General features: G+C 70.0%; 23 protein-coding genes and 2 pseudogenes. 8 read left to right on the top strand and 17 right to left on the bottom strand.

Annotated elements, in window-relative coordinates:
• Positions 1-26: 26 nt before the first annotated feature.
• A complete protein-coding gene (gene lhgO, locus ACWDR4_RS03805; RefSeq protein WP_450403483.1) occupies positions 27-1,235 on the bottom strand; it encodes an L-2-hydroxyglutarate oxidase in 1,209 nt (402 codons plus the stop codon).
• Positions 1,228-2,688: an aldehyde dehydrogenase family protein gene (locus ACWDR4_RS03800; protein WP_450403481.1), complete on the bottom strand. Its 1,461-nt coding sequence runs from the start codon at positions 2,686-2,688 to the stop codon at positions 1,228-1,230. The genes lhgO and ACWDR4_RS03800 overlap by 8 nt, the downstream gene beginning before the upstream one ends.
• 135 nt (positions 2,689-2,823) lie before the next feature.
• Here ACWDR4_RS03800 and ACWDR4_RS03795 point away from each other — a divergent pair, with 135 nt between their 5' ends.
• A complete protein-coding gene (locus ACWDR4_RS03795) occupies positions 2,824-3,111 on the top strand; it encodes a putative quinol monooxygenase (RefSeq protein ID WP_450403478.1) in 288 nt (95 codons plus the stop codon).
• A gap of 63 nt (positions 3,112-3,174) precedes the next feature.
• On the opposite strand, the gene ACWDR4_RS03790 is transcribed toward ACWDR4_RS03795, so the two are convergent.
• From ACWDR4_RS03790 to ACWDR4_RS03735, 12 genes are all read right to left on the bottom strand, one after another.
• A complete protein-coding gene (locus ACWDR4_RS03790; RefSeq protein WP_450403475.1) occupies positions 3,175-4,152 on the bottom strand; it encodes a methionine synthase II (cobalamin-independent)-like protein in 978 nt (325 codons plus the stop codon).
• Positions 4,153-4,156: 4 nt separating this feature from the next.
• A complete protein-coding gene (locus ACWDR4_RS03785; RefSeq protein ID WP_450403473.1) occupies positions 4,157-4,639 on the bottom strand; it encodes a GlcG/HbpS family heme-binding protein in 483 nt (160 codons plus the stop codon).
• Between the two features lie 22 nt (positions 4,640-4,661).
• Positions 4,662-5,447, bottom strand: coding sequence for an alpha/beta fold hydrolase (locus ACWDR4_RS03780; protein ID WP_450403470.1), 786 nt, complete (start codon positions 5,445-5,447; stop codon positions 4,662-4,664).
• Positions 5,448-5,472: 25 nt separating this feature from the next.
• The gene (locus ACWDR4_RS03775) at positions 5,473-5,844 is read right to left on the bottom strand and encodes a VOC family protein (RefSeq protein WP_450403468.1); all 372 of its coding nucleotides are present in this window, start codon (positions 5,842-5,844) and stop codon (positions 5,473-5,475) included.
• Positions 5,841-6,611, bottom strand: coding sequence for a fumarylacetoacetate hydrolase family protein (locus tag ACWDR4_RS03770; RefSeq protein WP_450403466.1), 771 nt, complete (start codon positions 6,609-6,611; stop codon positions 5,841-5,843). Before ACWDR4_RS03770 ends, ACWDR4_RS03775 begins: the two co-directional genes overlap by 4 nt.
• Complete coding sequence (locus tag ACWDR4_RS03765) at positions 6,608-8,059, bottom strand: NAD-dependent succinate-semialdehyde dehydrogenase (protein ID WP_450403465.1); 1,452 nt, start codon at positions 8,057-8,059, stop codon at positions 6,608-6,610. Before ACWDR4_RS03765 ends, ACWDR4_RS03770 begins: the two co-directional genes overlap by 4 nt.
• Before the next feature lie 57 nt (positions 8,060-8,116).
• Complete coding sequence (locus ACWDR4_RS03760; RefSeq protein WP_450403462.1) at positions 8,117-9,034, bottom strand: VOC family protein; 918 nt, start codon at positions 9,032-9,034, stop codon at positions 8,117-8,119.
• A gap of 97 nt (positions 9,035-9,131) precedes the next feature.
• On the bottom strand, positions 9,132-10,043 hold the full coding sequence (locus ACWDR4_RS03755; RefSeq protein WP_450403459.1) for a LysR family transcriptional regulator: 912 nt from the start codon (positions 10,041-10,043) through the stop codon (positions 9,132-9,134).
• 10 nt (positions 10,044-10,053) lie between these two features.
• Positions 10,054-11,013: a sugar ABC transporter substrate-binding protein gene (locus ACWDR4_RS03750; RefSeq protein ID WP_450403456.1), complete on the bottom strand. Its 960-nt coding sequence runs from the start codon at positions 11,011-11,013 to the stop codon at positions 10,054-10,056.
• A 162-nt stretch (positions 11,014-11,175) separates the two neighbouring features.
• Entirely contained in the window at positions 11,176-12,192 is a 1,017-nt protein-coding gene (locus ACWDR4_RS03745; RefSeq protein WP_450403455.1) for an ABC transporter permease, read from the bottom strand.
• Positions 12,189-13,748 carry a sugar ABC transporter ATP-binding protein gene (locus tag ACWDR4_RS03740; RefSeq protein ID WP_450403453.1) on the bottom strand — a complete coding sequence of 520 codons (1,560 nt, stop codon included), beginning with the start codon at positions 13,746-13,748 and terminating at the stop codon, positions 12,189-12,191. The genes ACWDR4_RS03745 and ACWDR4_RS03740 overlap by 4 nt, the downstream gene beginning before the upstream one ends.
• Positions 13,745-14,302: a carboxymuconolactone decarboxylase family protein gene (locus ACWDR4_RS03735; RefSeq protein ID WP_450404042.1), complete on the bottom strand. Its 558-nt coding sequence runs from the start codon at positions 14,300-14,302 to the stop codon at positions 13,745-13,747. The genes ACWDR4_RS03740 and ACWDR4_RS03735 overlap by 4 nt, the downstream gene beginning before the upstream one ends.
• A 236-nt stretch (positions 14,303-14,538) precedes the next feature.
• Here ACWDR4_RS03735 and ACWDR4_RS03730 point away from each other — a divergent pair, with 236 nt between their 5' ends.
• Complete coding sequence (locus ACWDR4_RS03730; RefSeq protein WP_450403452.1) at positions 14,539-14,943, top strand: cupin domain-containing protein; 405 nt, start codon at positions 14,539-14,541, stop codon at positions 14,941-14,943.
• 120 nt (positions 14,944-15,063) lie between these two features.
• A pseudogene (locus ACWDR4_RS03725) lies at positions 15,064-15,337 on the top strand (RNA polymerase subunit sigma-24); the annotation flags it as partial.
• Here the strand turns inward: ACWDR4_RS03725 and ACWDR4_RS03720 are convergent.
• Positions 15,274-16,372 (bottom strand): annotated as a pseudogene (locus ACWDR4_RS03720) (hypothetical protein). The pseudogenes ACWDR4_RS03725 and ACWDR4_RS03720 overlap by 64 nt on opposite strands.
• Before the next feature lie 77 nt (positions 16,373-16,449).
• Between ACWDR4_RS03720 and ACWDR4_RS03715 the strand changes: the two are divergent.
• The 3 genes from ACWDR4_RS03715 (at position 16,450) to ACWDR4_RS03705 (ending at position 18,461) form a co-directional block, all read left to right on the top strand.
• Positions 16,450-17,109 carry a hypothetical protein gene (locus ACWDR4_RS03715; protein ID WP_450403450.1) on the top strand — a complete coding sequence of 220 codons (660 nt, stop codon included), beginning with the start codon at positions 16,450-16,452 and terminating at the stop codon, positions 17,107-17,109.
• Positions 17,110-17,200: 91 nt separating this feature from the next.
• On the top strand, positions 17,201-17,857 hold the full coding sequence (locus ACWDR4_RS03710) for an ATP-dependent Clp protease proteolytic subunit (protein WP_450403447.1): 657 nt from the start codon (positions 17,201-17,203) through the stop codon (positions 17,855-17,857).
• Position 17,858: 1 nt separating this feature from the next.
• Positions 17,859-18,461 (top strand): ClpP family protease, encoded by a 603-nt coding sequence (locus tag ACWDR4_RS03705; protein ID WP_450403445.1) that lies wholly within the window; start codon positions 17,859-17,861, stop codon positions 18,459-18,461.
• Positions 18,462-18,483: 22 nt separating this feature from the next.
• On the opposite strand, the gene ACWDR4_RS03700 is transcribed toward ACWDR4_RS03705, so the two are convergent.
• Positions 18,484-18,891, bottom strand: coding sequence for a helix-turn-helix domain-containing protein (locus tag ACWDR4_RS03700; protein ID WP_450403443.1), 408 nt, complete (start codon positions 18,889-18,891; stop codon positions 18,484-18,486).
• 97 nt (positions 18,892-18,988) lie between these two features.
• On the opposite strand from ACWDR4_RS03700, the gene ACWDR4_RS03695 reads away from it, so the two are divergent.
• Together ACWDR4_RS03695 and ACWDR4_RS03690 are read left to right on the top strand one after the other, a co-directional pair.
• Entirely contained in the window at positions 18,989-19,765 is a 777-nt protein-coding gene (locus ACWDR4_RS03695; RefSeq protein WP_450403441.1) for a class I SAM-dependent methyltransferase, read from the top strand.
• A gap of 257 nt (positions 19,766-20,022) precedes the next feature.
• The gene (locus ACWDR4_RS03690; protein WP_450403440.1) at positions 20,023-20,910 is read left to right on the top strand and encodes an RNA polymerase sigma factor SigF; all 888 of its coding nucleotides are present in this window, start codon (positions 20,023-20,025) and stop codon (positions 20,908-20,910) included.
• 44 nt (positions 20,911-20,954) lie between these two features.
• On the opposite strand, the gene ACWDR4_RS03685 is transcribed toward ACWDR4_RS03690, so the two are convergent.
• A complete protein-coding gene (locus ACWDR4_RS03685) occupies positions 20,955-21,452 on the bottom strand; it encodes an ATP-binding protein (protein WP_450403438.1) in 498 nt (165 codons plus the stop codon).
• Positions 21,453-21,488: the final 36 nt, after the last annotated feature.

Here is a 21,488-nt window from a genome sequence, read left to right as displayed (position 1 = left end):
GTGACCACCCCCTGAGCAGGGCATTCTCAGCTTGCGGAAGCGTCGCCGAAGACAGCGCCGACGATGTGTTCGGCGATCGACATGGAGGCCGTGGCGGCCGGCGAGGGCGCGTTGCGGACGGCGGTGACACGACCCACCCGATGGATGCGGAAGTCGTCCAGGAAGGTGCCGTCGCGGTCGAGGGCCTGGGCGCGGACGCCTGCTCCGCCGCGCACGACGTCGGAGACGCCGACGCCCGGGACGTAGAGCCCGGCGTTCTTCATGAAGGCGGCCATGGAGAGGGAGCCGCGGTATTCGCGGATGCCGGTACGCCAGTGCCTGGCCGCCATCCTCCAGGTACCCGGGTAGGCGGCGAGGCCGACGAGGTCCTTCGGGGAGATCCTCGTCCGCGTGTAGCCCTCCCTGGCCAGGGCCAGGACCGCGTTGGGGCCGACCTCCACCGAGCCGTCGACGCGGGGTGTGAAGTGCACGCCGAGGAAGGGGTAGCGCGGGTCGGGCACCGGGTAGATCAGGCCGCGGACCAGGCCGGTCCTCTCGGGCTTGAGCAGCATGTACTCGCCCCGGAACGGGACGATCCGCGGCTCCCGCTCGTCCCGCGCCAGCTTCGCCACGGTGTCCGACTGGAGGCCCGCGCACAGGATCAGCCGGTCCACGCGGACGCGTTCCTGTCCGGAGGCCACCGCGATGCCGCCCGGCACGGTGGTGATGCCCGTGACCGGGTAGCCGAGCCTCACCTCCCCGCCGGAGTCGACGACGTCCTTGGCGAAGGAGCGGGCGATCGCCGGGTAGTCGGTAATGGCGGTACGGGGCGAGTGCAGCGCGGCGACACCGGCGCCGTGCGGTTCGAACTCCCGGATCTCCTCCTTGGAGATCCGCCGCAGATCGGGCACGTGGTTGTTCCTGGCCTGCTCGTAGAGGTCGTTCATCCGGCCCAGCTCGTCCTCGCGGACCGCCACGACCAGCTTGCCGATCTCCTTGTACGGCAGCTCCCGGTCCCGGCAGTACTCGCGCAGCAGGGAGACTCCGCGCACCGTCAGGTCGGCCTTGAGGCTGCCGGGCGTGTAGTAGATGCCGGCGTGTACGACGCCCGAGTTGTGGCCGGTCTGGTGCAGCGAGACCTCCTGCTCCTTCTCGAGGACGACGACCCGCGTGCCGGGGCGGCTCAGGGCGATCTCGCGGGCCGTGGCCAGGCCCACGATGCCGGCGCCGACGATGCCGACGGTCTCGTCAGCCACGAACCGGCTCCCCGAGATGGATCGCGACCGTCTTGACGCGGGTGGAGAAGCGCAGCACCTCGTCGCCCTGCTCCTTGTAAGCCGTACCGGAGTCGTGGAAGCCGCCGAAGGGCAGGTGGACGTCCCAGCCGGTGGTCGTGGTGTTGACCGCGATCTGACCGCACTCGGCCTCGTCGGCGAAGCGGTACGCGGAGGCGAGATCGCGGGTGAAGACGGCGGCTGCGAGGCCGAAGTCGGAGTCGTTGACCGCCTCGACGGCCGCCGCGAAGTCGTCGACCGCGCGGACGGCGAGCACCGGGCCGAAGGCCTCCTCGCGCCAGATCGCCGTCTCGGGCGTGACACCGGCGAGGACGGTCGGCTGCACATAGCAGCCGTGGGCGCGCTCGCCCTCGGTGTCCGCCCGGCCGCCCGTGAGGACGGTGGCGCCCTGCTCGATCGCCTTGTCCAGGTCCGCGAGGACGCTGTCGCGCTGCTTCGGGCTCGACAGCGGGCACAGGGTCGTCGCCGGGTCGCTGCCCGGACCCACCTTCAGCGTCTCGACCTCGGCGACCAGCAGACGCGCGAACTCCTCGTACACCGGCTGTTCGACGATCACCCGGCTGGTGGCGGTGCAGCGCTGGCCGGCCTGGCCGAAGGAGGCGGCGACGACGGCCTTCGCGGCGGCGGGCAGGTCGGCGTCGCGCAGGACCACGGACGCGTTCTTGCCGCCGAGTTCGCCCTGGAAGCGGACGTTGCGGTCGGCGAGGCGGCGGCGGATGCGGTTGCCGACGGCGTTGGAGCCGGTGAAGGTGATGCCGACGATGCGTGGGTCGTCGAGGAGAGCCTCCTCGATCTCCGCCGTACGGCCGGTCACGACGTTCAGGACACCGGCCGGCAGACCCGCGTCGTGCAGGGCACGGGCGAAGTGCAGGCCCGACAGCGGGGTTTCGGTGGCCGGCTTGAACACTGCCGCGTTGCCGACCGCGAGCAGCGGGGCGAGCTTGCGGGCCGGGGTGATCAGCGGGTCGTTCCAGGGGCTGATCACGAGGATCACGCCGATGGGTTCGCGCTGGGTGTGGGTGCGGTGGCCCGGGCGTACGTCGTGCAGGAGGGTGCCGTAGCCCTGGCGGGCGAGACCGGCGTAGTACTCCAGGAAGTCGGCTGCCTTGAGCGTCTCGCCGGTGGCCTCGGCGAGGGTCTTGCCGTTCTCGGCGGTGACGTCGGCGGCGATCCCGTCGACCCGTTCGCGGATCAGCCGGGCGGCGTCGACGAAGACGCGTGCCCGCTCGAAGGGGCTCGTGCGCTTCCAGACGGCGAAGCCGCGTTCGGCGTGGTCGTAGGCCCGGGTGACGTCCTTGGCGGCGAGGGCGGGGACGCGGGCGACGGGGGTGCGGACGTCGGCCGGGTCGTGGACGTCGATCCAGTCGCCGGTCGACACCCACTCGCCGCTGACGAGGGTTTCGAGGGTACGCATGCGGTTCACCACACCTCACTGGGCAAAGGGTGGCCAGCCCCGGGGCGGCACACATTGGTTGCGCTCCGCGCGAGCCGCTCATCAGGGGATTCATGCTGGAATCGGCGGTGTCGCGCATTCTCCGGAGGAGTCGATATGGCTTTCGTCGTTGTCGCCCAGTACCGCTGCGAGCCCGCTGACGCGGGGGTGGTGCGGGACGCGTTGTTGAAGGCGCGGGAAGGTACACGTACGGAGCCGGCCAACCTGGTGTACAAGGTGCACTCGGTGGTTGATCAGCCGGGGGCTTTTCTCCTGTACGAAAGCTACGTCGACAAGGGCGGGTTCGAAGCGCACAAGGTCGCTGATCACTTCCGGGAGTTGATCGTGGAGACGGTGTGGCCGTTGCTTGTCGAGCGGACGGTCACATTTGCCGAGGTGCTGTAGGTGCGTTTCGGGGCGCGGGTGGTCTGTGGCTTGTCGCGCAGTTCCCCGCGCCCCTAGGTGGGTTCAGAACTCGTTGCCCCATACGTACCGGGCGATTGTCTCCACCAAGGTCAGCTTGCGGCGCTGCTCCTCTGCTGTCAGCAGGGGGTGCGATGCTGCGTCTGCGAAGCCTCTCGACGGGGATACGGCGCCGTCCTCCAGGTCCTTGAACTCGCCCACCGCGTCCAGGCGGGACATCACCGTGTCGATGTCCTCCAACTCCGGCCTGGTCGCGTCGACCACGCCCAAGCAGAAATCCCGGTCGTCCGGCAAGGTCCTGACCAGGTCGAGTTCGGCTTCCGTGCCCTGGTCGAAGGGGAGAATCCAGCGGTCGGCCGGGATGCCCGCGTACAGCTGCTCGGTACGGGCGCGGTCCACTTCGGCGGGGGCCGCCCAGCCAGGGCAGACGCCGATGCGTACCCCCTCGGGACGCTCGTCCAGCCGTACCGCCAGGGCGTCGACCGCCAGCGCCTCCTCGAAGGACAGCGCACCCGGGTCGCCACCCAGCAGCAGGGGACTGTTCAGCTGGATCAGGCGTACGCCCTTCGACACCAGCAGTGCGATCTCCGCTCGGATGATCTCTGCGAGGGCCTCCCCCAGTTCGCGGGGCGACGAGGGGCCGAGTCCGGGCTGATACGTCGTCGCGGCGAGGAACGCCGGGGAGGGCAGGGAGACCTTGGGGGCGATCACCGTCAGCTCGGTGAGCTTCTCCGCCCAATCCGCGACCAGGGAGCCGCCCGCCTTGGGGAGGGACTCCGCCACCCAGCGGACCAGGCCGTCGGCGCCCGTCCCGTCCGTACGGCGGAATCCTGAGACCCCGTCAAGAACCGCGCTGCGGAAGTCCTCACGGGGATGGTCGCCGTCGGTGACGACCGTTGAGCGCAGCTTGCGCTGGAGGACCACCGCGTCCTCGACCGCCTGCTCGACGCCGATCGTGGTGAGGTCGGTGGGGCGGACCAGGCTGCCGTGGTGGTCGATGCGGTAGTTGAAGGTGTCCGCCATGACGTCACGCGTCCTTTCCGGACGTTCCCGCGGGCTTGCCCGTGGCGACACCCCAGGCAGCGAACTCCAGTTCGTAGCCGAGGGATTGGAGAACCTCCTCGGCGATCTGCTGGTCCTCGGCGGCGGTGCCGCCGGCGATGCCGAGGCCGCCGATGATCTCGCCGTCCCTCTTGATGGTCATACTGCCCTCGGTGGCCATGATCGGCATGGCGGCGCCCGGGAGCTGGGAGAGCTGGGAGAAGAAGACCGGCTGGCTCTCCTGCCACTTCCTCAGCATCGTGCCGGGGCGCTGCATGATCGCGGCGGTGTAGGCCTTGGCTCGGGCGATGTCCGGGGTGAGCGGGCGGGCCCCGTCCGGGCGGCGGATGGCGATCGGGAAACCGCCCGCGTCCACGACGGCGACGCTCACCGCCTTCCCGATCGCCTGGGCGCGCTTGTGGGCGGCGTCGATGATCTCCTCGGCGGCGTCCAGGGTGAGGCTGCTCATGCGGCTTCCTTCGGTGCGGGGCTCATGCGGCTTCCTTGGGTGCGGTGAGGGTGCGGCGCAGACGGGCGACGGCCGCGTTGTACGGGCCCGGCGTCTCCCAGTACATGGAGTGCGGGGCGTCCGGGACGATCTCCAGGTGCGAGCCGGGCAGCAGTTCGTGGGCGCGGGTCACGGTCTTCACGCTGAGCACCGCGTCCTTCTCGCCGGCCAGGAAAGCGACTTGTACGCCAGAGGCCTGGATCTCCTCCAGGGAGGGGCCGTTGGTGTCGAGGTTGCGCAGGTCCTGCATCCTGGCGACGTTGAAGGTGCCCATCTGCTGGAAGAGGAAGGTCAGATCGGCGCGCTCCCGCTGGAACCGCTTGGTCAACAGGCGGTCGATGACCGGCAGTCTGACCGCCTCGGCACGGTCGGCGGCGGCCAGTTCCTTCAGCTCCGGGTGGCTGATGCCGCCCAGGGAGTGGCCGAGGACGACCGAGCCGACACGCTCGGGACGCAGCAGCCCGGCCCGCAGCGCGGCGACGGAACCGATGGACTGGCCGACCAGCATCGCGTCGGTCAGGTCCTCCTGGTCCAGGACGGCGACTACGTCACCGGGGAAGTCCTGGCCGTCGAACTCGGCCATCGACGAGTCGGACTTGCCGAAGCCGCGCAGGTCGACCGTGACGACGGTGAACTCCTCGCGCAGCGACGCCACTTGCTGCCACCAGGCGGCATGGTGTCCGCCGCTGCCGTGCACGAAGAGGATCGCCGGGCCGGTGCCGTGGCGCTCGTAGTAGATGGAGGTGCCGTCGGAGTCGGCAAGGGGCATGGGGACAACTCCCGTATGTGCAAGGTTAGTTGGGGCGCTTGCCGTGCCAGACCAGCTCGATCATGGTGTGGTCGGGGTCGTGGATGTAGCAGAACTTCGACTGGTTCTCGGGGCGTTGGATCGGGCGGGTGTGCCGGATGCCCAGCTCCCCCAGGTGCGCCATGAAGTCGTCCCAGTCGTCGACCTCGACGGCGAAGTGGTAGGGCGCCATGCGCTCCATCTCCTCGACCGGGGTGAAGTGGAGGTCGAAGTTGCCTCGGGTCATCAGCACCACTCGGGTGTTGGACTTGGGCATGATCCGCTTCATCCCGAAGACCTTCGTGTACCACTCGGCGGTCCGGTCGGGGTCGGTGGTCGGGAAGTTGACGTGGTGGATGTAGCGGGGCGCGTTGCTCATGCTCGATTCCCTTCGCGTTCTACGGGGTTGGACAGCACACCGATGCCGCTGATCTCGACCTCGACGGTGTCTCCCGGTTCCAGTTGGCAGGTCGCCTCGGCGCCCATCCACAGCACGTCGCCGGGGTGCAGGGTGATGTGCCTGGTGATCTCGACGATGTGGTCGAAGGGGTCGAAGACCATGTCGCCGGTGGGGAATCTGGCCCGTTCCTCGCCGTTCACCCTCAGCGTGGTCGTCTGGGCGAGGGCGTCGACGTCCGTCTCGATCCAGGGGCCCATCGGCTTGAAGGTGTCGCTGTTCTTGCTGCGCCAGAAGGTGCGGTCCTGGTGCTGCCAGGTGCGGGCGCTGACGTCGTTGCCGATGGTCCAGCCGAAGACGGCCTCGCGCGCCTCCTCGTGCGTGGCGTGGCGGAGCGTACGGCCGATGACGGCGACGAGTTCGGGTTCGGCCTCGAAGCGGCCCTCGACCTCGGTCGGCTTGACGATCGGTGAACCGTGGCCGGTGAGCGCGTTGTTGGCCCGGTAGCCGACCTCTGGACGCTCCGGGGTCGCGGCGCCGGCGTGCGCGATGTGCTTCGGGTAGTTGTAGCCGACCGCGTAGAAGACGGGCGGGACAACAGGCGGCAGCCATACGGCAGTTGAGCGCGGGATGGTGTCGACGGTCTCCGGGGTGTCCGTGATCGGTGAGCCGGACAGCAGCTCGATCCGTGACTCCCCCACCCGGCCCCACACCGCCCGGCCCTCGACCGAGACTCGCGTGTACCTCATGGCGCCAGCAGATGGGAGACGCGCTTGGTGACGAGGTAGGCGTCCAGGGCTTCGGGGCCGCCCTCCCGGCCGTAACCGCTGTCCTTCACGCCGCCGGAGGGTGCCTCGTGGACCGAGCCCCCGCAGTGGTTGATCGACAGGATCCCGGCCTCCAGTCCGGCGGAGAGCCGCTCGGCGGTGGCGGCGGACCGGGTGAAGCCGTAGGCGGCCAGGCCGTACGGCAGCGCGTTCGCGGTGGTGAGGGCCTCGTCGAGGTCGGTGAAGGGGACGATCGGGGCGAGCGGTCCGAAGGGTTCCTCGTGCAGCATTTCCGCGTCCGCCGGTACGTCGGTCAGGACGGTCGGCGGGTAGAAGTACCCGGCGCGGTCCGGCCGTTCGCCGCCGGTGAGGAGCTTGGCTCCCCGGGCGACGGCGTCGGCGGTCAGGCGTTCCGTCGCCTTCAGGCGGCGTTCGTTGGCGAGCGGGCCCATGGTGGTGCCCTCGGCCAGGCCGTCACCGACGACGACCGCCTCGGCGGCCTTCACGAACTCGGCGGTGAAGTCCTCGACCAGGCTCTGGTGGACCAGGAAGCGGCTCGGTGAGGTGCACACCTGGCCGGCGTTGGCGAACTTGGCCTGGGCGGCCCGGCGGGCCGCCTGCACGGGATCGGCGTCCGCGCAGACGACCACCGGGGCGTGGCCGCCCAGTTCCATGAGGGAGGGCTTCATGACCTGGCCGGCCTCGGCGGCGAGCAGTTTGCCGACGGGGACCGAGCCGGTGAAGGCGACGATGCGGGTCACCGGGGAGGCGATGAGGTGGGCGGAGACCTCTGCGGGCTCGCCGAAGACGAGGTTGAGGACACCGGTCGGGAGCCCGGCGTCGGCGTAGCACCGGACGAGGGCGGCGGCGGTGGCGGGGGTCTCCTCGGAGCCCTTGATGATGATCGAGCAGCCCGCTGCCAGCGCCGAGGAGATCTTCCGGTTGGGGCCGCCCACCGGGAAGTTCCACGGGACGAACGCGGCGACGGGGCCGATGGGTTCACGCCGGACCGTCAGGACGGTGCCTGGAGCCGAGGGGATGATGCGGCCGTACGCGCGGCGGGCGTCGTCGGCGTGCCAGCGCAGGGTGTCGGCGGTGCGGAGAGCCTCGCCGCTGCTCTCCTTCAGGGGTTTGCCCTGCTCCAGGGTCATGACGCGGCCGATCTCGGCGGCGCGTTCGCCGATCAGGTCGGCGGCGGTGTGCAGGATCGCGGTGCGCTCGGCGATCGGCGTCGCACGCCAGACGCGGAAGCCCTCGTCGGCGGCGCCGAGCGCGCGGTCCAGGTCGGCGGCGGTGGCCAGCGGTACCGCTCCGATCACCTCCTCGGTGGCCGGATTGACGATCGGGGCGGTACGGCCGGTGCCGCCCTGGCACCACTCGCCCGCTATGTACATGCGGACGGCGGGATAGCCGTGGTCTGTGGTGGTCATGGAATGGATGCCTCTCAGACAGGCGGGCGAAGCAAGTCGGGGGCCGGGAAGGGCGGTTCAGGAGGCCGTGGCGTCCTGGTCGCGGTTGGTGCGCAGGGCCCAGATGTGGTGGGGCGGGGTGGTCTCGTGGACGCGGGTCTCGTAGGTGTCGTCGACCCGGTCCATGTCGGCGGCGTACTCGACGCGACCGCCGCAGGGGGCGTGCAGGAAGCGGAAGACGTTGGAGCCGATCGTGTGGCGGCCGAGTCTGCGGGCCTCCCGCCAGCCGTGCTCGATCATGTAGTTGCCGCCCTCGATCACGTCGTCGAAGCCGGGGACCTCGTACGCGATGTGGTTGACGCCGGCCCGGTCGGGGCGGTGGCACAGCAGCATGGTGTGCTGGTCGTCGTCGCCCGGGGCCTGGAGGAAGACGCCCATGGGTTCCACCACGTCGGTGGGCCGGAAGCCGAGGCGCTCGGTGTAGAAGGCGACCGCCTCCTCCTTGCCCGACTTGGCGATGTTGAGGGCCACATGGCACATCCGCAGCGGACGGACCCGCTCGATCGGCTCCAGCGCGGTGTTCCAGCGGTCGACATCGCCGAGCGCGTTGGCCGGCCGTGGGGTGACGGTCACCGGCCTCGGCCGGGCCAGGGCCAGTCCGACGCCGAAGCCGCTCTCGTCCACGGTGTGATGGACGCCGTCGGCGCTCTCGCGGACGGCCCGGTCCTTGCCGGCCGCGGCGACCAGGCGCTCCAGCTCCTCCCGGGTGTCGACGCCCCACACGACCTCGCGCAGGGTGGGCCCGGACTCCACCGGGGGCGGCAGCAGCGGGCCCGGGTGGGCGTCCAGGTGGAGCGTCTGACCGGTCAACGTCTCGAACACGGCGTGGTCGTCGGTCCTCTCCAGTGGGAAGAGCCCGAAGTCGTCGAAGAACCGGGCGCATTCGTCGAGTTCGTCGACGCCGTAGGTGACCGATTCGATTCTCTGGATTCCCATGGATTCCTCGTTTCCGGGTCGCCTCGTGAGCGTAGTTTTCGACGTACGACGGCCTCAATGTCCCGAGCCGCACGAGGTGTGCAATCGTTTCTTGCGATTACGGCCGGATCTCCGGCATCGGGTTCTGCGAGAACCACTCGGCGAGAAACTCGAGGAACACGCTGACCTTGCGCGGGGCGTCCTGTCCGGGGCCGTAGATCGCGTACAGGGGTCGGTCGGGTACGGCCAGGTCGGGCAGCAGCATCTGGAGGGCGCCGGAGAGCAGGTCGTCGTAGGCCGGACGCTGTGGGAGCAGGGCGATGCCCCGGCCGTGGACGGCCGCCTTCTGCAGGGCGATGTAGGAGTTGGACGAGAAGGCGATGTTACGGATCTTGTGCAGGGTGCTGGCGTGGCCGTGGCCGATGCGCCACACCGGGTCGTTGACGTGGACCAGGCAGTCGTGGGCGGCGATGTCGTTGGGGTGGGCGAGGGCGCCGTACCGCTTGATGTACGCCTCCGACGCGCAGAGCACGAAGGGCAGCGAGGAGATCTTCTTGAGCCGGACGCTGGAGTCCCTCAGGTCCCGGGTGTGGAAGGCGACGTCGAATCCGCTGTCCAGGAAGTCGTACGTCCGGTCGGACATTCCGCCGAGTTCGAAACGGACCTGGATCTTCGGATGCGCGGCGGAGAACGCGGCGATGGCGTCCCCGAGATCCAGGCTGCCTATCCACTTGGGGCAGATGATGCTCAGCGTTCCCTCGGCCCGGTCGTGGAGTTGGGCTATTCCGGCGTCCTCCGCCTCGATTTCCCCCAGAATGCGCGCGGCGAATTCGGAGTACCGCTGACCCGGTTCGGTGAGGCTGACAGAACGGGCCGTGCGATTGACGAGGCGGACGCCCACCTGCCGTTCCAGTTCGGCGACGTGCCGTGACACCAGTGAGCCGGAGGAGCCCAGCTTCTTTGCGGCTCCACTGAAACTGCCGACCTGAGCGACAGTGACAAAGCTGTGCATGAGGAGCAGGCGATCCATATGTGGGCCTCTATTTCGGGCAGTACTGGGGTGCGTCGCTCACGTTGTCCTTGGTGACCAAGACAAGAGGAATGTTGGCAATTTTGTCAACACCTTGGTCCTTGCCGAGAAGACCGATCGTGTTCTTCACCGCGGTCTCGCCGATCGTCATGGCCGAGTTGGCCACGGTCGCGGACAGTTGCCCGCTCTCGATGGCGGCGATGCCGTCCTCGGTGCCGTTGGCGGTGACGATCTTGACGTCCTTGGCGCCGGCCGCGTCGAAGGCCTTGCGGACGGCGAAGGCCATCTCCTCGTTGGCAACGAAGGCGTAGTCCAGGTCGGGCTGGGCCTGGATCATGTTCTCGGCGACGTCCTGCGCCTTGGCCGGGTTGAACATGCCGGGCTGGTTCGCCACCACCCTCGCGGTCGCCGGGAGCGCGGCCTCGAAACCGCCCACCAGCAGGTCGGAGGCGGCGCCCGGAGCACCCGCCACGATGCCGACCTTCACGTCCTTGCCGGCGGCGTCCTTCGCGATCCACCCGGCGTCCAGCGCGCCGACCTTCTTCAGGTCGACCTTGGCGACGCCGAGGACGTTCGACAGGTCCGAGGTGGCGACGGAGGTGAGGAAGATCGGGATTCCCGCGCTCCTGGCCTTGGCTATGTCGCCTTCGAGGGCGTCGACGTTGACGGTCTGGACGATCAGGGCGTCCACGTTCCGGGCGATCATGTCCTCGATGTTGGACAGCTCGGTGGCCGCGTCCTGCTTGGAGTTGGCGGAGAAGAGGGTGGCCTTCTGCGCCTTGGCGGTCTGCTCGACGGACTTGAGCAGACACTGGTGGAAGTGGGTGTTGGCACCGTTGACGAACCCCAGGGTGGCGCCTCCGGCGGAGCCCGAGCTTTTGTCTGCCGTGCCGCAGCCGGCGAGCACGAGGACGACGGTGCCCAGGAGCGAGGCTGCGGTGGCGCGGCGGGAGCGGGGCGTGGGCTTCATGGGTCGGCCTTTCCTGCGTCTTTGAGGGGAAGGTTGGGGAGTGCGGGGGCGCGCGGCGTACGGCACTGAGCAGCTGTCGGTTCGGGTGCGGCGCCGTCGTGGCTGGTCGCGCAGTTCCCCGCGCCCCTTTGGGGCTCGCCCCATTGGGGCTCGCTGACCCGCTTAATGGCCCGGCGCTGACTTGCGCTGGAACTCGTTGACTATCGCCGCGAGGAGCAGTACCCCGCCGGTCACGACGAGCTGGTAGTAGCTGTTGACCTGGAGGAGGTTCAGCGCGTTGGCGACGACCCCGAGCAGCACCACACCGAGGACGGTCCCTACGACGGTGCCGTGGCCGCCCGCGAGCGAGGTCCCGCCGATCACCACCGCGGCGACGGCGGTCAGCTGGAGTTGCAGCCCGCCGGTGTTGGGAGCGGCGGCACCGAGCCGGGACAGCAGCATCAGCCCGGCCAGACCGGCGAGGGCACCCGCGAGGGCGTACAGGGCGAGTTTGCGGCCGGAGACGTTGATGCCACTGAGGCGGGCCACCTGCTCGTTGCCGCCCATCGCGAAGGCGTCCCGGCCGAAGGTCGTGAACCGCATCGCCAGCCCGATCGCGGCGAGCACGAGGACCGCGACGACGCACAGGTAGGGGATGCCGAGCACTTTGTCGTTGCCGAGGGCCCACATGCGCTGCCCGATGGTGACGGACTCGCCGTCGAGGACGAGCAGGGCGACGCCGTCGAGGAGCATCGCGGAGGCGAGGGTGGCGACGAACGGGGCGACCCGGGTGAAGGTCACGACCAGGCCGTTGAGCAGGCCGATCACGGTGGCGAGGAGGAGCGTGACGAGCACGGTGACGGCGGTGGGCCTGCCGTCGTGCAGAAGGGTCGCGCCCACCGACACGGTGACGGCCGCGTTGCTGCCCATGGAGAAGTCCATGCCGCCCGCGGTCATCAGCAGGGTCAGCCCGGCCGCGATGACGGCGGTCACGCTGATCTGCCTCAGCACGTTCAGGAGGTTCTGCGAGCTGGTGAAGGAGTCCGCCTGGACGGCGGTGAACACGGCCACCAGCACGAGGACCACGACCAGCCCGCCGTGCGGGAGCCGCAGCAGGGCGTGCGCCGACAGCCGGGACGCTGGGCGCCGCGCCGGGCCGGCCTCGACGTCCGGAGTGGCGGAGGGGGTCTTGAGGCTCACGTCGGCTGACCTCCGAGTGCGGTGGCGACGAGTTCGTCGCGGGTGATGGCGGTGATGTCGTGTTCCGCGACCGTGCGCCCGGCGCTGACGACGACGACCCGGTCGGCGAGGCGCATGACCTCCTCGGCGGAGCAGGAGGCGAGCAGGACGGCCACGCCCCGCGAGGCGAGGTCGTCGACCAGGGCGTGGATGTCGGCCATGGCGGCGACGTCGACACCGTTGGTGGGGTCCTCCAGGAAGCAGGCGACCGGCTCGGTCTCCAGCCACTTGCCGAGCAGGACCTTCTGCTGGTTGCCGCCGGACAACGCGCCCACGGGCGGGTTGCCGCTGAGGGCGACCACGCCGTAGCTGCTGCGCAACGGGGCGGCGCGGCGGGCGAGTTCACCGCGCCGGTGCAGTCTGCGGCGGGCGAAGCGGTCACCGGCCAGCATCAGGTTCTCGTCCAGGGTCATCCCCGGGACCAGCCCCAGGGTGCGGCGGTCGCCGGTGACACAGCGCAGACCGCTGGCGAGCGAGGCCGGGACCCGGCCGAAGGGCACGGCCCGGCCGTCGACGAGCAGTTCGCCCGTGTCGGGGCGCTGCCGCCCGGAGAGCAGGTCGAACAGCCGTGACTGGGCGTCGCCCGCGGGGCCGAGGACGGCGACGATCTCGCCCCTGCGCACGTCGACGGTGAAGTCCTGGACGGCCCGGCCATGGCTCAGCCCGCGTACGGTCAGGCCGCTCTCGGGCTTCGGGGCGGGCCGCTCGGGCCGCTCGGGCCGCTCGGGCCGCTCGGGCCGCTGCGAGACGACGTCCCGGCCGACCATGCTGCGGACCAGCGAGGCGGGGTCCATCTCGGTGGCCGGGGCAGTGGTGACCACTTCTCCGTCGCGCAGGACGGTGAGGCGGTCGGCGACGGCCATGACCTCGTCGATGTAGTGCGAGATGTAGACGACGGCGACCCCGTCGTCCCGCAGGGTGCGCACCAGTGCACGGATCCGGTGGGCGTCCTTGGCGCTGAGGCAGGCGGTCGGCTCGTCGAGGATCAGGACACGGCCTCCGCGGCGGACCTCGCGGGCCACCTCGACCATGGTCTGTTCGGCGACGGTGAGGGTGCCGGCGACCCGCTCCACGTCGATGTCGATGCCGAGGCCCGACAGCGCGCTGCGTGCCTCGTCCCTGACGGCCCGCCAGCGCACGGCACGGCCCCGGGTGGGCAGGTCGCCGAGCAGTACGTTCTCGGCGACGGTCAGCCCCATCGCCAGTTCACGGCGCTGCGGCACACAGGCGATCCCGAGTCTGCGGGCCTTGCGCACGGTCAGCGCGGAGTGCGCCTGGCCGCCGATCTCGACGGTGCCGCCGTCGGCCTGGTGGACCCCGGAGAGGATCTGCACCAGGGTCGACTTGCCCGCGCCGTTCATGCCCATCAGCGCATGGATCTCGCCCGGGTACAGATCGAGGTCGACGCCCTTCAGCGCGGTCGCCCCGCCGAAGCTCTTGGTGACGCGCCGGACGCGCAGGACCGCGTCGCGGGGTGCCGTACCGGCGTCGGATGTCGTAGCGGCGTGGGGAGTCACGGCTGATCGCCGTCGGGGACCACGCGCCCGTACCCACGCACATCGGGGAATGGGGGTTCCTTGTCGGCCTGGAGGTCCACCTGGAAGGTGTTGAGGCACATGCCGAGCATGGTGAAGTTGCCGAGCGTGCCGATGGTGTCGACCAGGCCCTTGGAGCCGAAGTGGCCGAGGGCGCGCGCGAAGGTCTCGTCGGTGACGAAGTGCTCCTCCAGCACCTCCCGGCAGAACTGGTAGAAGGCCTGGTCCGCCTCGTTGTCGAAGACCGCCTCCCGCTTCTCGGCGACGGCCTTCACGGCGGCCTCCGGAATGCCCGCCTCGATCGCCTGGCGCACATGCGCGTTCCAGGAGTACTGCGCGTCCCAGTTACGGGCGGCCATCAGCAGGCTCAGCTCGCGCAGATGCTCGGGGAGACCGCAGTCGAAGCGGGCGAACGCGCCGAGGGACTCCGCCCGTTCGCACATCTCCGGGCTGTGCAGCCAGACCCGGAAGGGGCCTCGAACGGCACCGCGGCGCCCGGCGATGCGGGCGGCCAACTCCCGCTGCCGCGGGTCCATTTCCTCTTCGCTGAGAACGGGGAGCCTCATCTGGCCGATACCTGCCTTTTCTGTCCGGCGCGTGTCCGGCACGCATTCACGAGCCGTGCGATGCGAGCCGACGGTACAGCCGGGTCCGGAAAGCTCACCCCTCCCGGAACGCAAGGTAAAACTGCACGCCGGAGGGCACCCGAGCGCGGCCGTGCGACCTACCGTCGGTCGACGCGCATCACCGTGAAGTGGAGAGGAACTCCCGTATGACCACGATCATCAAGGTCTCGTCGGTACCGCCGCTCAACCGTGGCGGTGCGGTCGTCTCGACACCTCTGATCACCACGCCTTCGGCCGGCGGGGAGAACCGGATCACCAGCGGGATGAGCGTGTACCCGGTCGGCTCCGGGGCGCCGCTGCACTCGCACAACTGCGACGAGCACGTGACGGTCCTGGAGGGCGAGGCGGAGGTCTGGGTCGACGGCGAGGTGACGAAGCTGGAGCGGTTCGACACGACGTACGTCCCGTCCCCCGTCCCCCACCTCTTCCGCAACATCGGGAGCACCCCGCTGCGCATCCTGTGGGTGTACTCCTCGAGCCATGTGACCCGCACCTTCACGGAGACCGGCAGGACCGTGGAACACCTGTCGGCCGACGACCGGATGGGCTGAGGCGCGGGGCGGGAACGGCGGCGGGCTCGACGACAAGGACGGCACCCCGCCACCGTGCTCCCCGGCGTCGACCCCATGATCAGCGAAGTTCGTGGGCCTCGGCCAGGAGAAGGTAGGTGCTCGGCGCGGGCCAGGCGGGAGATGTACGTGCGCGAGTGGATCCCGGAGCCCGCTGCCCGAGCCCACGGAGTGGATCACCGGGCGCTCCGGCATCGGCATGACCGACCCGGCCGATCGGGTCACCCTCGACGAATCGGTGACGATGGCCCTCCTGGTCGTCCTCGACGCGATGGCCCCGGCCGAACGCGTCGCGTTGCACGACGTCTTCCGCTACCGTTCCTGGAGACTGAGCGGGAGCGAGTCCTGTTGCCAGGTCTCATGCTCGGCCGAACGCCCCGGACGGTGTTGGGCGTTCTGGTTGCCCGCGTTCACTCCGCGTCCGGGCGGCACGCATCGTGTCCGTGGTCCGGGAATGCGGGGGCGGCCCGCGGCCGGAGGCCGCTGCTGAGCAGCGCCTGGGCGCGCCTTCCGATCGCCACGGCAGCAGCATCGTGGCGAGTGGTTGTGCGGGTCGTGCTGGTAAGGGGCTTCTGCCAGTGCTGGGCGCCCCAGCGGCTGGTGTACGCCGGGTCCACGGCGATGACCGCGATACCCGTCTGATCCGCCATCGACGCCAGTCGGGCGCGGAGTTTGCCGGTGGGCATGCCGGAGATCAACTGCCGGAACCGTTTGCGGCGGCCGTGTTTCTCCCGGGTCTTCTCCGCGGCGAAATCCAGGTTCTCGACAGCGATCGCCATGACGCCGCAGGCGCGGGCCCAGTGGAGGAGGCGGGTGAGGGCGTGGCGGACCTGGGCGTCGCGGTGTTCGGCGGTGCCGGTGAGGTCGTAGAAGAAGCGGCGGGGGCTGCCGGTCGGGTTTCCGTGCGTGTCGAGGCGCCAGGCGGCGGTGGGGGTCCCCCGCGCGAGCGAAGCCGAGCGTGGGGGAGGTCGGCGTTCATGTCGACACCGACCACGCCGTGGGCGAGCGCGGCGTCCATCGGGACGGTCTGTGCGACCGGGAGCTGCCAGGAGGCTGTCAGGTACCAGCGGTCCCGGCCCGTATCGAGGTGGATACAGTAGGCGATCGCCCGATTGGCCGCGACGCGGTCCGCCCACTGGTCGTGCGTGGCTTTGGTGATGCTGCCCGCCCACCTCGACGACGACAACGGCGTCAGCTCCCGCTTGCGCACCGCCCACGCCTCACCGGAATGCGACAGCCCGTCCGAGCACCGCGCCTTGAGATCCTTCGACGCCAGCGCCCCCAAATGCGCCCCCACCAGACGCAGCACCATCTCGTCGCCCGGTGACAAGCCCTTGAGACGGGTCCGGACGGCCACACCGCTGGGACCGGACGCGACGAACGACGCCGCGACACTCCTCGCCTCACTCACCCCATCACGCCCGACCCCACCCGCAGAACACTGTCACCGCGTCCAACGAGCAGGCCCCTCTGAGGGTCACGCATTCGATGCAAGAACATCAGTTCCCCGCCGAAAACCGGTGCCATCGCCACGGCTCACAGCAGGGCACAGACCACCCACACTCACTCCCGCTCACCATTGAACACATTCCAGCGGCAGCAGCTACAAACCCCTTCGGCGAGGTCGCCGAGATCGTCGGCCGCACTCCGGCGGCGTGCCGTCAACCGGCCTCGTCCGCCCGCCGTCGCATCCGCACCGCGCGGACCCCGGCGGGCCCGAGCGCGGGGCAGGCCGGCATCGTCAGCCGGTTCAGGGCAGCGTGGGAGGCCAAGGACATCGACGCCCTGATCGGCCTGCTCGACCCCGACGCCACCGCGACCGCCGACGGCGGTGGGCTGGCCGTCACCCACGTGCACCCGCTCGTGGGCGGTGAGCGGATCGCGCGTGCCTACGCCGAGATCGCCCGGGTGGCGGGCGACCGCACGGCGTTCGTGGAGTGCGCGGTCAACGGCCTGCCCGGCCTGGTGGCGTACCAGGGCGGCACCGTCGCGACCGTGTTCGCGTTCGAGATCGCGGGCGACCGGATCAGGCGCATCTGGGCGGTGCGCAACCCCGAGAAGCTCCGTCCCTGGCGGGCCGGTGGACCGGGCCGGTCCGACGGCTCTGCCGACAGCGAATCTGCCGCAGGCCGAGAAACCGGCCGATGACGTCGGGTCGGGCCGAGAGTGGGAAGCGCGGAGCCGTACGACGGTCCGCGATCGACACCCCGACACTTCCACGTCTCGACCAGGAGCCCCCATGTCCCCACTCACCGCCGCCGGTCCCTGGCCGGCCCTGCTGCCCCGGGCCGAGGAGGGCGACACCCCGCCCTCCCGGTTCGACGACCATCTGGCCGCCCAACTGCTCGCCCAGCGCATCGTGTTCCTCGGTACGCAGGTCGACGAGGTCTCCGCGAACCGGATCTGCGCCCAGCTCCTCGTGCTGTCGGCGGAGGACCCGCGCACCGACATCAGTCTGTACATCAACAGCCCCGGCGGCTCGGTGACGGCGGGCCTCGCGATCTACGACACGATGCAGCTCATCCCCAACGACGTGTCCACGCTCACCATGGGATTCGCGGCCAGCATGGGCCAGTTCCTGCTCAGCGTGGGCGCGGCCGGCAAGCGGTACGCGCTGCCGAACGCGCGGATCATGATGCACCAGCCGTCGGCCGGCATCGGCGGCACCACCGCGGACATCGAGATCCAGGCGGAGAACCTGGAGTTCACGAAGAAGGCCGTCGAGCGGATCACCGCCCGGCACACCGGCCAGAGCGAGGAGACGATCTCGCGGGACGGCGACCGCGACCGCTGGTTCACGGCCGAACAGGCCCAGGAGTACGGCATGGTGGACCAGGTGGTCGGCTCGCTGGCCGACGTACGCCCGGCCGCCTCACGACGACGGATGGGGCTCTGACATGGGGACGTACACGATTCCGAACGTCGTCGAGCGCACCCCGCAGGGCGAGCGGTCGTACGACGTGTTCAGCCGGCTGCTGTCCGAGCGGATCATCTTCCTCGGCACCGAGATCGACGACGGCGTCGCCAACGTCGTCATCGCTCAGCTCCTGCATCTGGAGTCGTCTTCGCCGGAGAGCGAGATCGCGATCTACATCAACTCGCCCGGCGGCTCGTTCACTTCGCTGATGGCGATCTACGACACGATGACGTTCGTCCAGGCGCCGATCTCGACGTTCTGCGTCGGTCAGGCGGCCTCGACGGCGGCGGTGCTGCTGGCCGGGGGCGACCCCGGGCGCCGCTTCGTCCTCGAACACTCGCGGGTGCTGCTCGGCCAGCCGGCGAGCAACGGACACCGGGGCATGGTCTCCGACCTGGCCGTGCAGGCCAAGGAGATGGTCCGGATCCGCGCACAGGTCGAGGAGGTGCTCTCGCGGCACACGCACCACGACGTGACGACACTGCGCGCGGACATGGACCGCGACAAGGTGTTCACCGCCGCGGAGGCGGTCGCGTACGGCCTGGCCGACGAGGTGCTGAGCCGACGCCTCGTCGGAGTCTGACGGACCGGGCCGACCGGGTCGGCTAGGCGACCAGGCAGAGCCCGTTGTACGGCGTGCCGGTGGTCGTCCGCGCGCGGGGACGGCTCAGGGTGTGCCGCGTCAGCTCGGTCTGGGCCAGGGACAGCAGGTCTCCCAGGCCCAGGCCGAGGGCGTGGGCGGCTGCCGCGAGGACCTCAGAGGAGGCCTCCTTGCGGCCCCGCTCCAGCTCGGACAGGTACGGCATGGAGATCCTGGCCGCGTCGGCCACATCCTTGAGGGTGCGTTCCTGGGCGAGCCGTTCACGGCGCAGGACGTCACCGACCAGGTCGCGGAGGAGCGGCTCCCTGGGTGTGGGCGTCGGCGGGGCCACCGGGGCGGCGGGGGCCGGTGCGGGCGTGGTCTTCGGACGCAGCGGGATCACGCGGGCCTGGTTCGGCGCTTGATTGCTCACCCCCTCAGCCTAAAAGCCGTCGCTTCAGAGGGAAGGGATCGGCATTCTGCCCTGGGTGGAATCACCACGGCGGGGCGACCGGGCAAGAGGGGCGAGCATGCTGCGTGACACGTTCGACGAGGCGGCCGAGCTGTACGACCGGGCACGCCCCCGGTATCCAGAGGCCCTCGTGGACGACCTGGCCCGCGCGGCCGGCCTCGGCCCGGGCAGCCGCGTCCTGGAGATCGCCCTCGGCACGGGCCAACTCACCGTGCCGCTCGCCGAGTCGGGCTGCCGGATCACGGCCGTGGAACTGGGCCCGTCTCTCGCGGAGGTGGCCCGGCGCAACCTGCGGGCGTTCCCGCTCGCGGAGGTGACGGTCGCCGACTTCGAGCGGTGGCCGCTGCCGGCCGAGCCGTTCGACCTGGTCGTCTGCGCGACCGCGTTCCACTGGCTCGACCCGGCGGTGGCCCTGCCCAGGGCGGCCCGGGCGCTCCGGCCGGGCGGGCTGCTCGCGATCGTCACCACGCACCACGTCAAGGGCGGCACCGTCGACTTCTTCGAACGGGTGCAGCGGTGCTACGAGCAGTGGGACCCGGCCACCCCGCCCGATCTGCAACAGGTCGACGAGGCCGACACGGCGACGGACACCGGGGAGTTCGACCGCTCGGAGCACTTCACCGACGTCACCGTCCGGCGCCATGCGCGGGACATCGCGTACACCGTCGACGAGTACATCGACGTCCTGCTCACCTACTCGGGCCACCGCGCCCTCGACGCGCCCTCCCGCCAGGGCCTGCTCGCCTGCGTCCGGGATCTGATCGAGACGCGGTACGGAGGCCGGCTCACCAAGCGCTACCTCCACGAGCTGATCACGGCGACCCGGGTCCCCTGAGCCGGCGGGTCCCCTACGCCGATCCCCCGACCGGTGGCCAGCAATCGCCCCACGGTGTCTACGCCTCCGCCACAACCGGAACCACGGTCCTTACTGCCAGGTCAACACCCGTTGTTCGTGGGCCTTTCACACCTCGTGTCCACCCGTCTCCAGTAGGGAACATCACAGATGGCATGTCCGGCGGCTGACCGGGTACGCGCTTTCCGGAACGGTTCCATCATCCGTAGCGTGATGTTTCGTGGGAGAGGTAACAGGTAATGGACACCGCCATGATCCGGTCGAAGGCAGAGGTCGTCGAGGACACCGCCAGGACCAGGACGGGTGACGCCCCACTGCCCGGAGTCCCGGAACCGCGAAAGGTGGCCCCGCGTGACGCGCGTGAGCTGTCCCGCCAGTTCTTCCAGCGCCTCACCGAACTCGAAGAGGGCACGCACGACCACCAGTACGCGCGCAACACCCTGATCGAGATGAACATGTCGCTCGTGCGGTTCGCCGCCGGGCGTTTCCGGGGCCGCGGCGACGACATGGAGGACATCGTCCAGGTCGGGATGATCGGCCTGATCAAGGCCATCGACCGGTTCGAGCTGTCCCGTGAGGTGGAGTTCACGTCGTTCGCGCTGCCGTACATCATCGGTGAGATCAAGCGGTTCTTCCGTGACACGACCTGGGCGGTGCACGTTCCGCGCCGGCTCCAGGAGCTGCGCGTCGAACTGGCCAAGGCCCGCGAGGAACTGGCGAGCAGGCTGGACCGCGATCCGACGGTCGCCGAACTGGCCACGCTGATGAACCTGCCCGAGAACGAGGTCGTCGAGGGCCAGATAGCGGCCAACGGCTACAACTCCGCGTCGCTCGACGCCGCGTTGACCGGCGACGGGCCGGAGGGCGGCGAGGCGGTGCTGGCCGACTTCATCGGGGTCGAGGAGCACGGGATGCGGCTGGTCGAGGACTTCCAGTCGCTCGCCCCGCTGCTCGCCGAACTCAGCGACCGCGACCGGCAGATCATCCATCTGCGATTCGTCGAGGAGGCCACCCAGGCGGAGATCGGCGAGCTGCTCGGCTGCTCGCAGATGCATGTCTCCCGGCTGATCAAGCGCATCATCACGCAACTGCGCGAGGGCATGCTCGGAGAGCTGGACTACGCCTGACCCGACCGGACCCCGATGTGGAGGCAGGCGTAGTGCTACTTCGACTACGCCTGCCTCGCCGGTTGTCCCGATGACCGGCCGGCTCCCTGGTTCTGGTTGAGCGGCAGCACCGCCCGGACGTACTTGCCGACGGGCACCCTGCGCGCCGTCACCTCGGTGGCGAGGGCGTGGACGATCTCCAGGCCGTGCCGCCCGATCCGTTCCGGGTCCCGGGGGTAGCGCAGGGGCAGCGCGGCGCTGCTGTCGTACACGCACACCGTCACGGCGGTGTCCGTGCCCTCCAGTTCGAGGACGTACGGTCCGTGACTGTGCCGGTCCGCGTTGGTGACCAACTCGCTCACCACCAGCACCAGTTCACCTTCGGCACGCCTGTCGGCCGGGGCACACCACTCCTTCCTCAGCTGCTCCAGGAAGCGCTCGGCGAAGGCGCGTGCCTCCGCGATGCAGCCCGGTTCGCCGGTGAAGTGCGTCGCCCGTCGCAGCGGTTCGACGGGCACGTCGAAACCAGTCGGTATCACTGCTCCGCCCAGATGGTCGATCATGCGTTTCTTTCTCGATGACCGGTCCAGCCGGACCCG

The organism is Streptomyces sp. NPDC000878, assembly GCF_053599695.1.
The sequence above is the reverse complement of the archived record's forward strand: the minus strand, read 5'-3'. Positions and strand labels throughout refer to the sequence as shown.

What these genes read in the sequence shown, in the direction of transcription:
- ACWDR4_RS03795 (WP_450403478.1), top strand. Translation starts at nt 2,824, where the DNA reads ATGGCTTTCGTCGTTGTCGCCCAGTACCGCTGCGAGCCCGCTGACGCG.
- ACWDR4_RS03765 (WP_450403465.1), bottom strand. Translation starts at nt 8,059, where the DNA reads ATGACCACCACAGACCACGGCTATCCCGCCGTCCGCATGTACATAGCG.
- ACWDR4_RS03685 (WP_450403438.1), bottom strand. Translation starts at nt 21,452, where the DNA reads ATGATCGACCATCTGGGCGGAGCAGTGATACCGACTGGTTTCGACGTG.
- ACWDR4_RS03750 (WP_450403456.1), bottom strand. Translation starts at nt 11,013, where the DNA reads ATGAAGCCCACGCCCCGCTCCCGCCGCGCCACCGCAGCCTCGCTCCTG.
- ACWDR4_RS03730 (WP_450403452.1), top strand. Translation starts at nt 14,539, where the DNA reads ATGACCACGATCATCAAGGTCTCGTCGGTACCGCCGCTCAACCGTGGC.
- ACWDR4_RS03690 (WP_450403440.1), top strand. Translation starts at nt 20,023, where the DNA reads ATGGACACCGCCATGATCCGGTCGAAGGCAGAGGTCGTCGAGGACACC.
- ACWDR4_RS03770 (WP_450403466.1), bottom strand. Translation starts at nt 6,611, where the DNA reads ATGAGGTACACGCGAGTCTCGGTCGAGGGCCGGGCGGTGTGGGGCCGG.
- ACWDR4_RS03755 (WP_450403459.1), bottom strand. Translation starts at nt 10,043, where the DNA reads ATGGATCGCCTGCTCCTCATGCACAGCTTTGTCACTGTCGCTCAGGTC.
- ACWDR4_RS03715 (WP_450403450.1), top strand. Translation starts at nt 16,450, where the DNA reads ATGCAAGAACATCAGTTCCCCGCCGAAAACCGGTGCCATCGCCACGGC.
- ACWDR4_RS03710 (WP_450403447.1), top strand. Translation starts at nt 17,201, where the DNA reads ATGTCCCCACTCACCGCCGCCGGTCCCTGGCCGGCCCTGCTGCCCCGG.
- ACWDR4_RS03785 (WP_450403473.1), bottom strand. Translation starts at nt 4,639, where the DNA reads ATGAGCAGCCTCACCCTGGACGCCGCCGAGGAGATCATCGACGCCGCC.
- ACWDR4_RS03775 (WP_450403468.1), bottom strand. Translation starts at nt 5,844, where the DNA reads ATGAGCAACGCGCCCCGCTACATCCACCACGTCAACTTCCCGACCACC.
- ACWDR4_RS03760 (WP_450403462.1), bottom strand. Translation starts at nt 9,034, where the DNA reads ATGGGAATCCAGAGAATCGAATCGGTCACCTACGGCGTCGACGAACTC.
- ACWDR4_RS03735 (WP_450404042.1), bottom strand. Translation starts at nt 14,302, where the DNA reads ATGGACCCGCGGCAGCGGGAGTTGGCCGCCCGCATCGCCGGGCGCCGC.
- ACWDR4_RS03790 (WP_450403475.1), bottom strand. Translation starts at nt 4,152, where the DNA reads ATGGCGGACACCTTCAACTACCGCATCGACCACCACGGCAGCCTGGTC.
- ACWDR4_RS03800 (WP_450403481.1), bottom strand. Translation starts at nt 2,688, where the DNA reads ATGCGTACCCTCGAAACCCTCGTCAGCGGCGAGTGGGTGTCGACCGGC.
- ACWDR4_RS03780 (WP_450403470.1), bottom strand. Translation starts at nt 5,447, where the DNA reads ATGCCCCTTGCCGACTCCGACGGCACCTCCATCTACTACGAGCGCCAC.
- ACWDR4_RS03695 (WP_450403441.1), top strand. Translation starts at nt 18,989, where the DNA reads ATGCTGCGTGACACGTTCGACGAGGCGGCCGAGCTGTACGACCGGGCA.
- ACWDR4_RS03705 (WP_450403445.1), top strand. Translation starts at nt 17,859, where the DNA reads ATGGGGACGTACACGATTCCGAACGTCGTCGAGCGCACCCCGCAGGGC.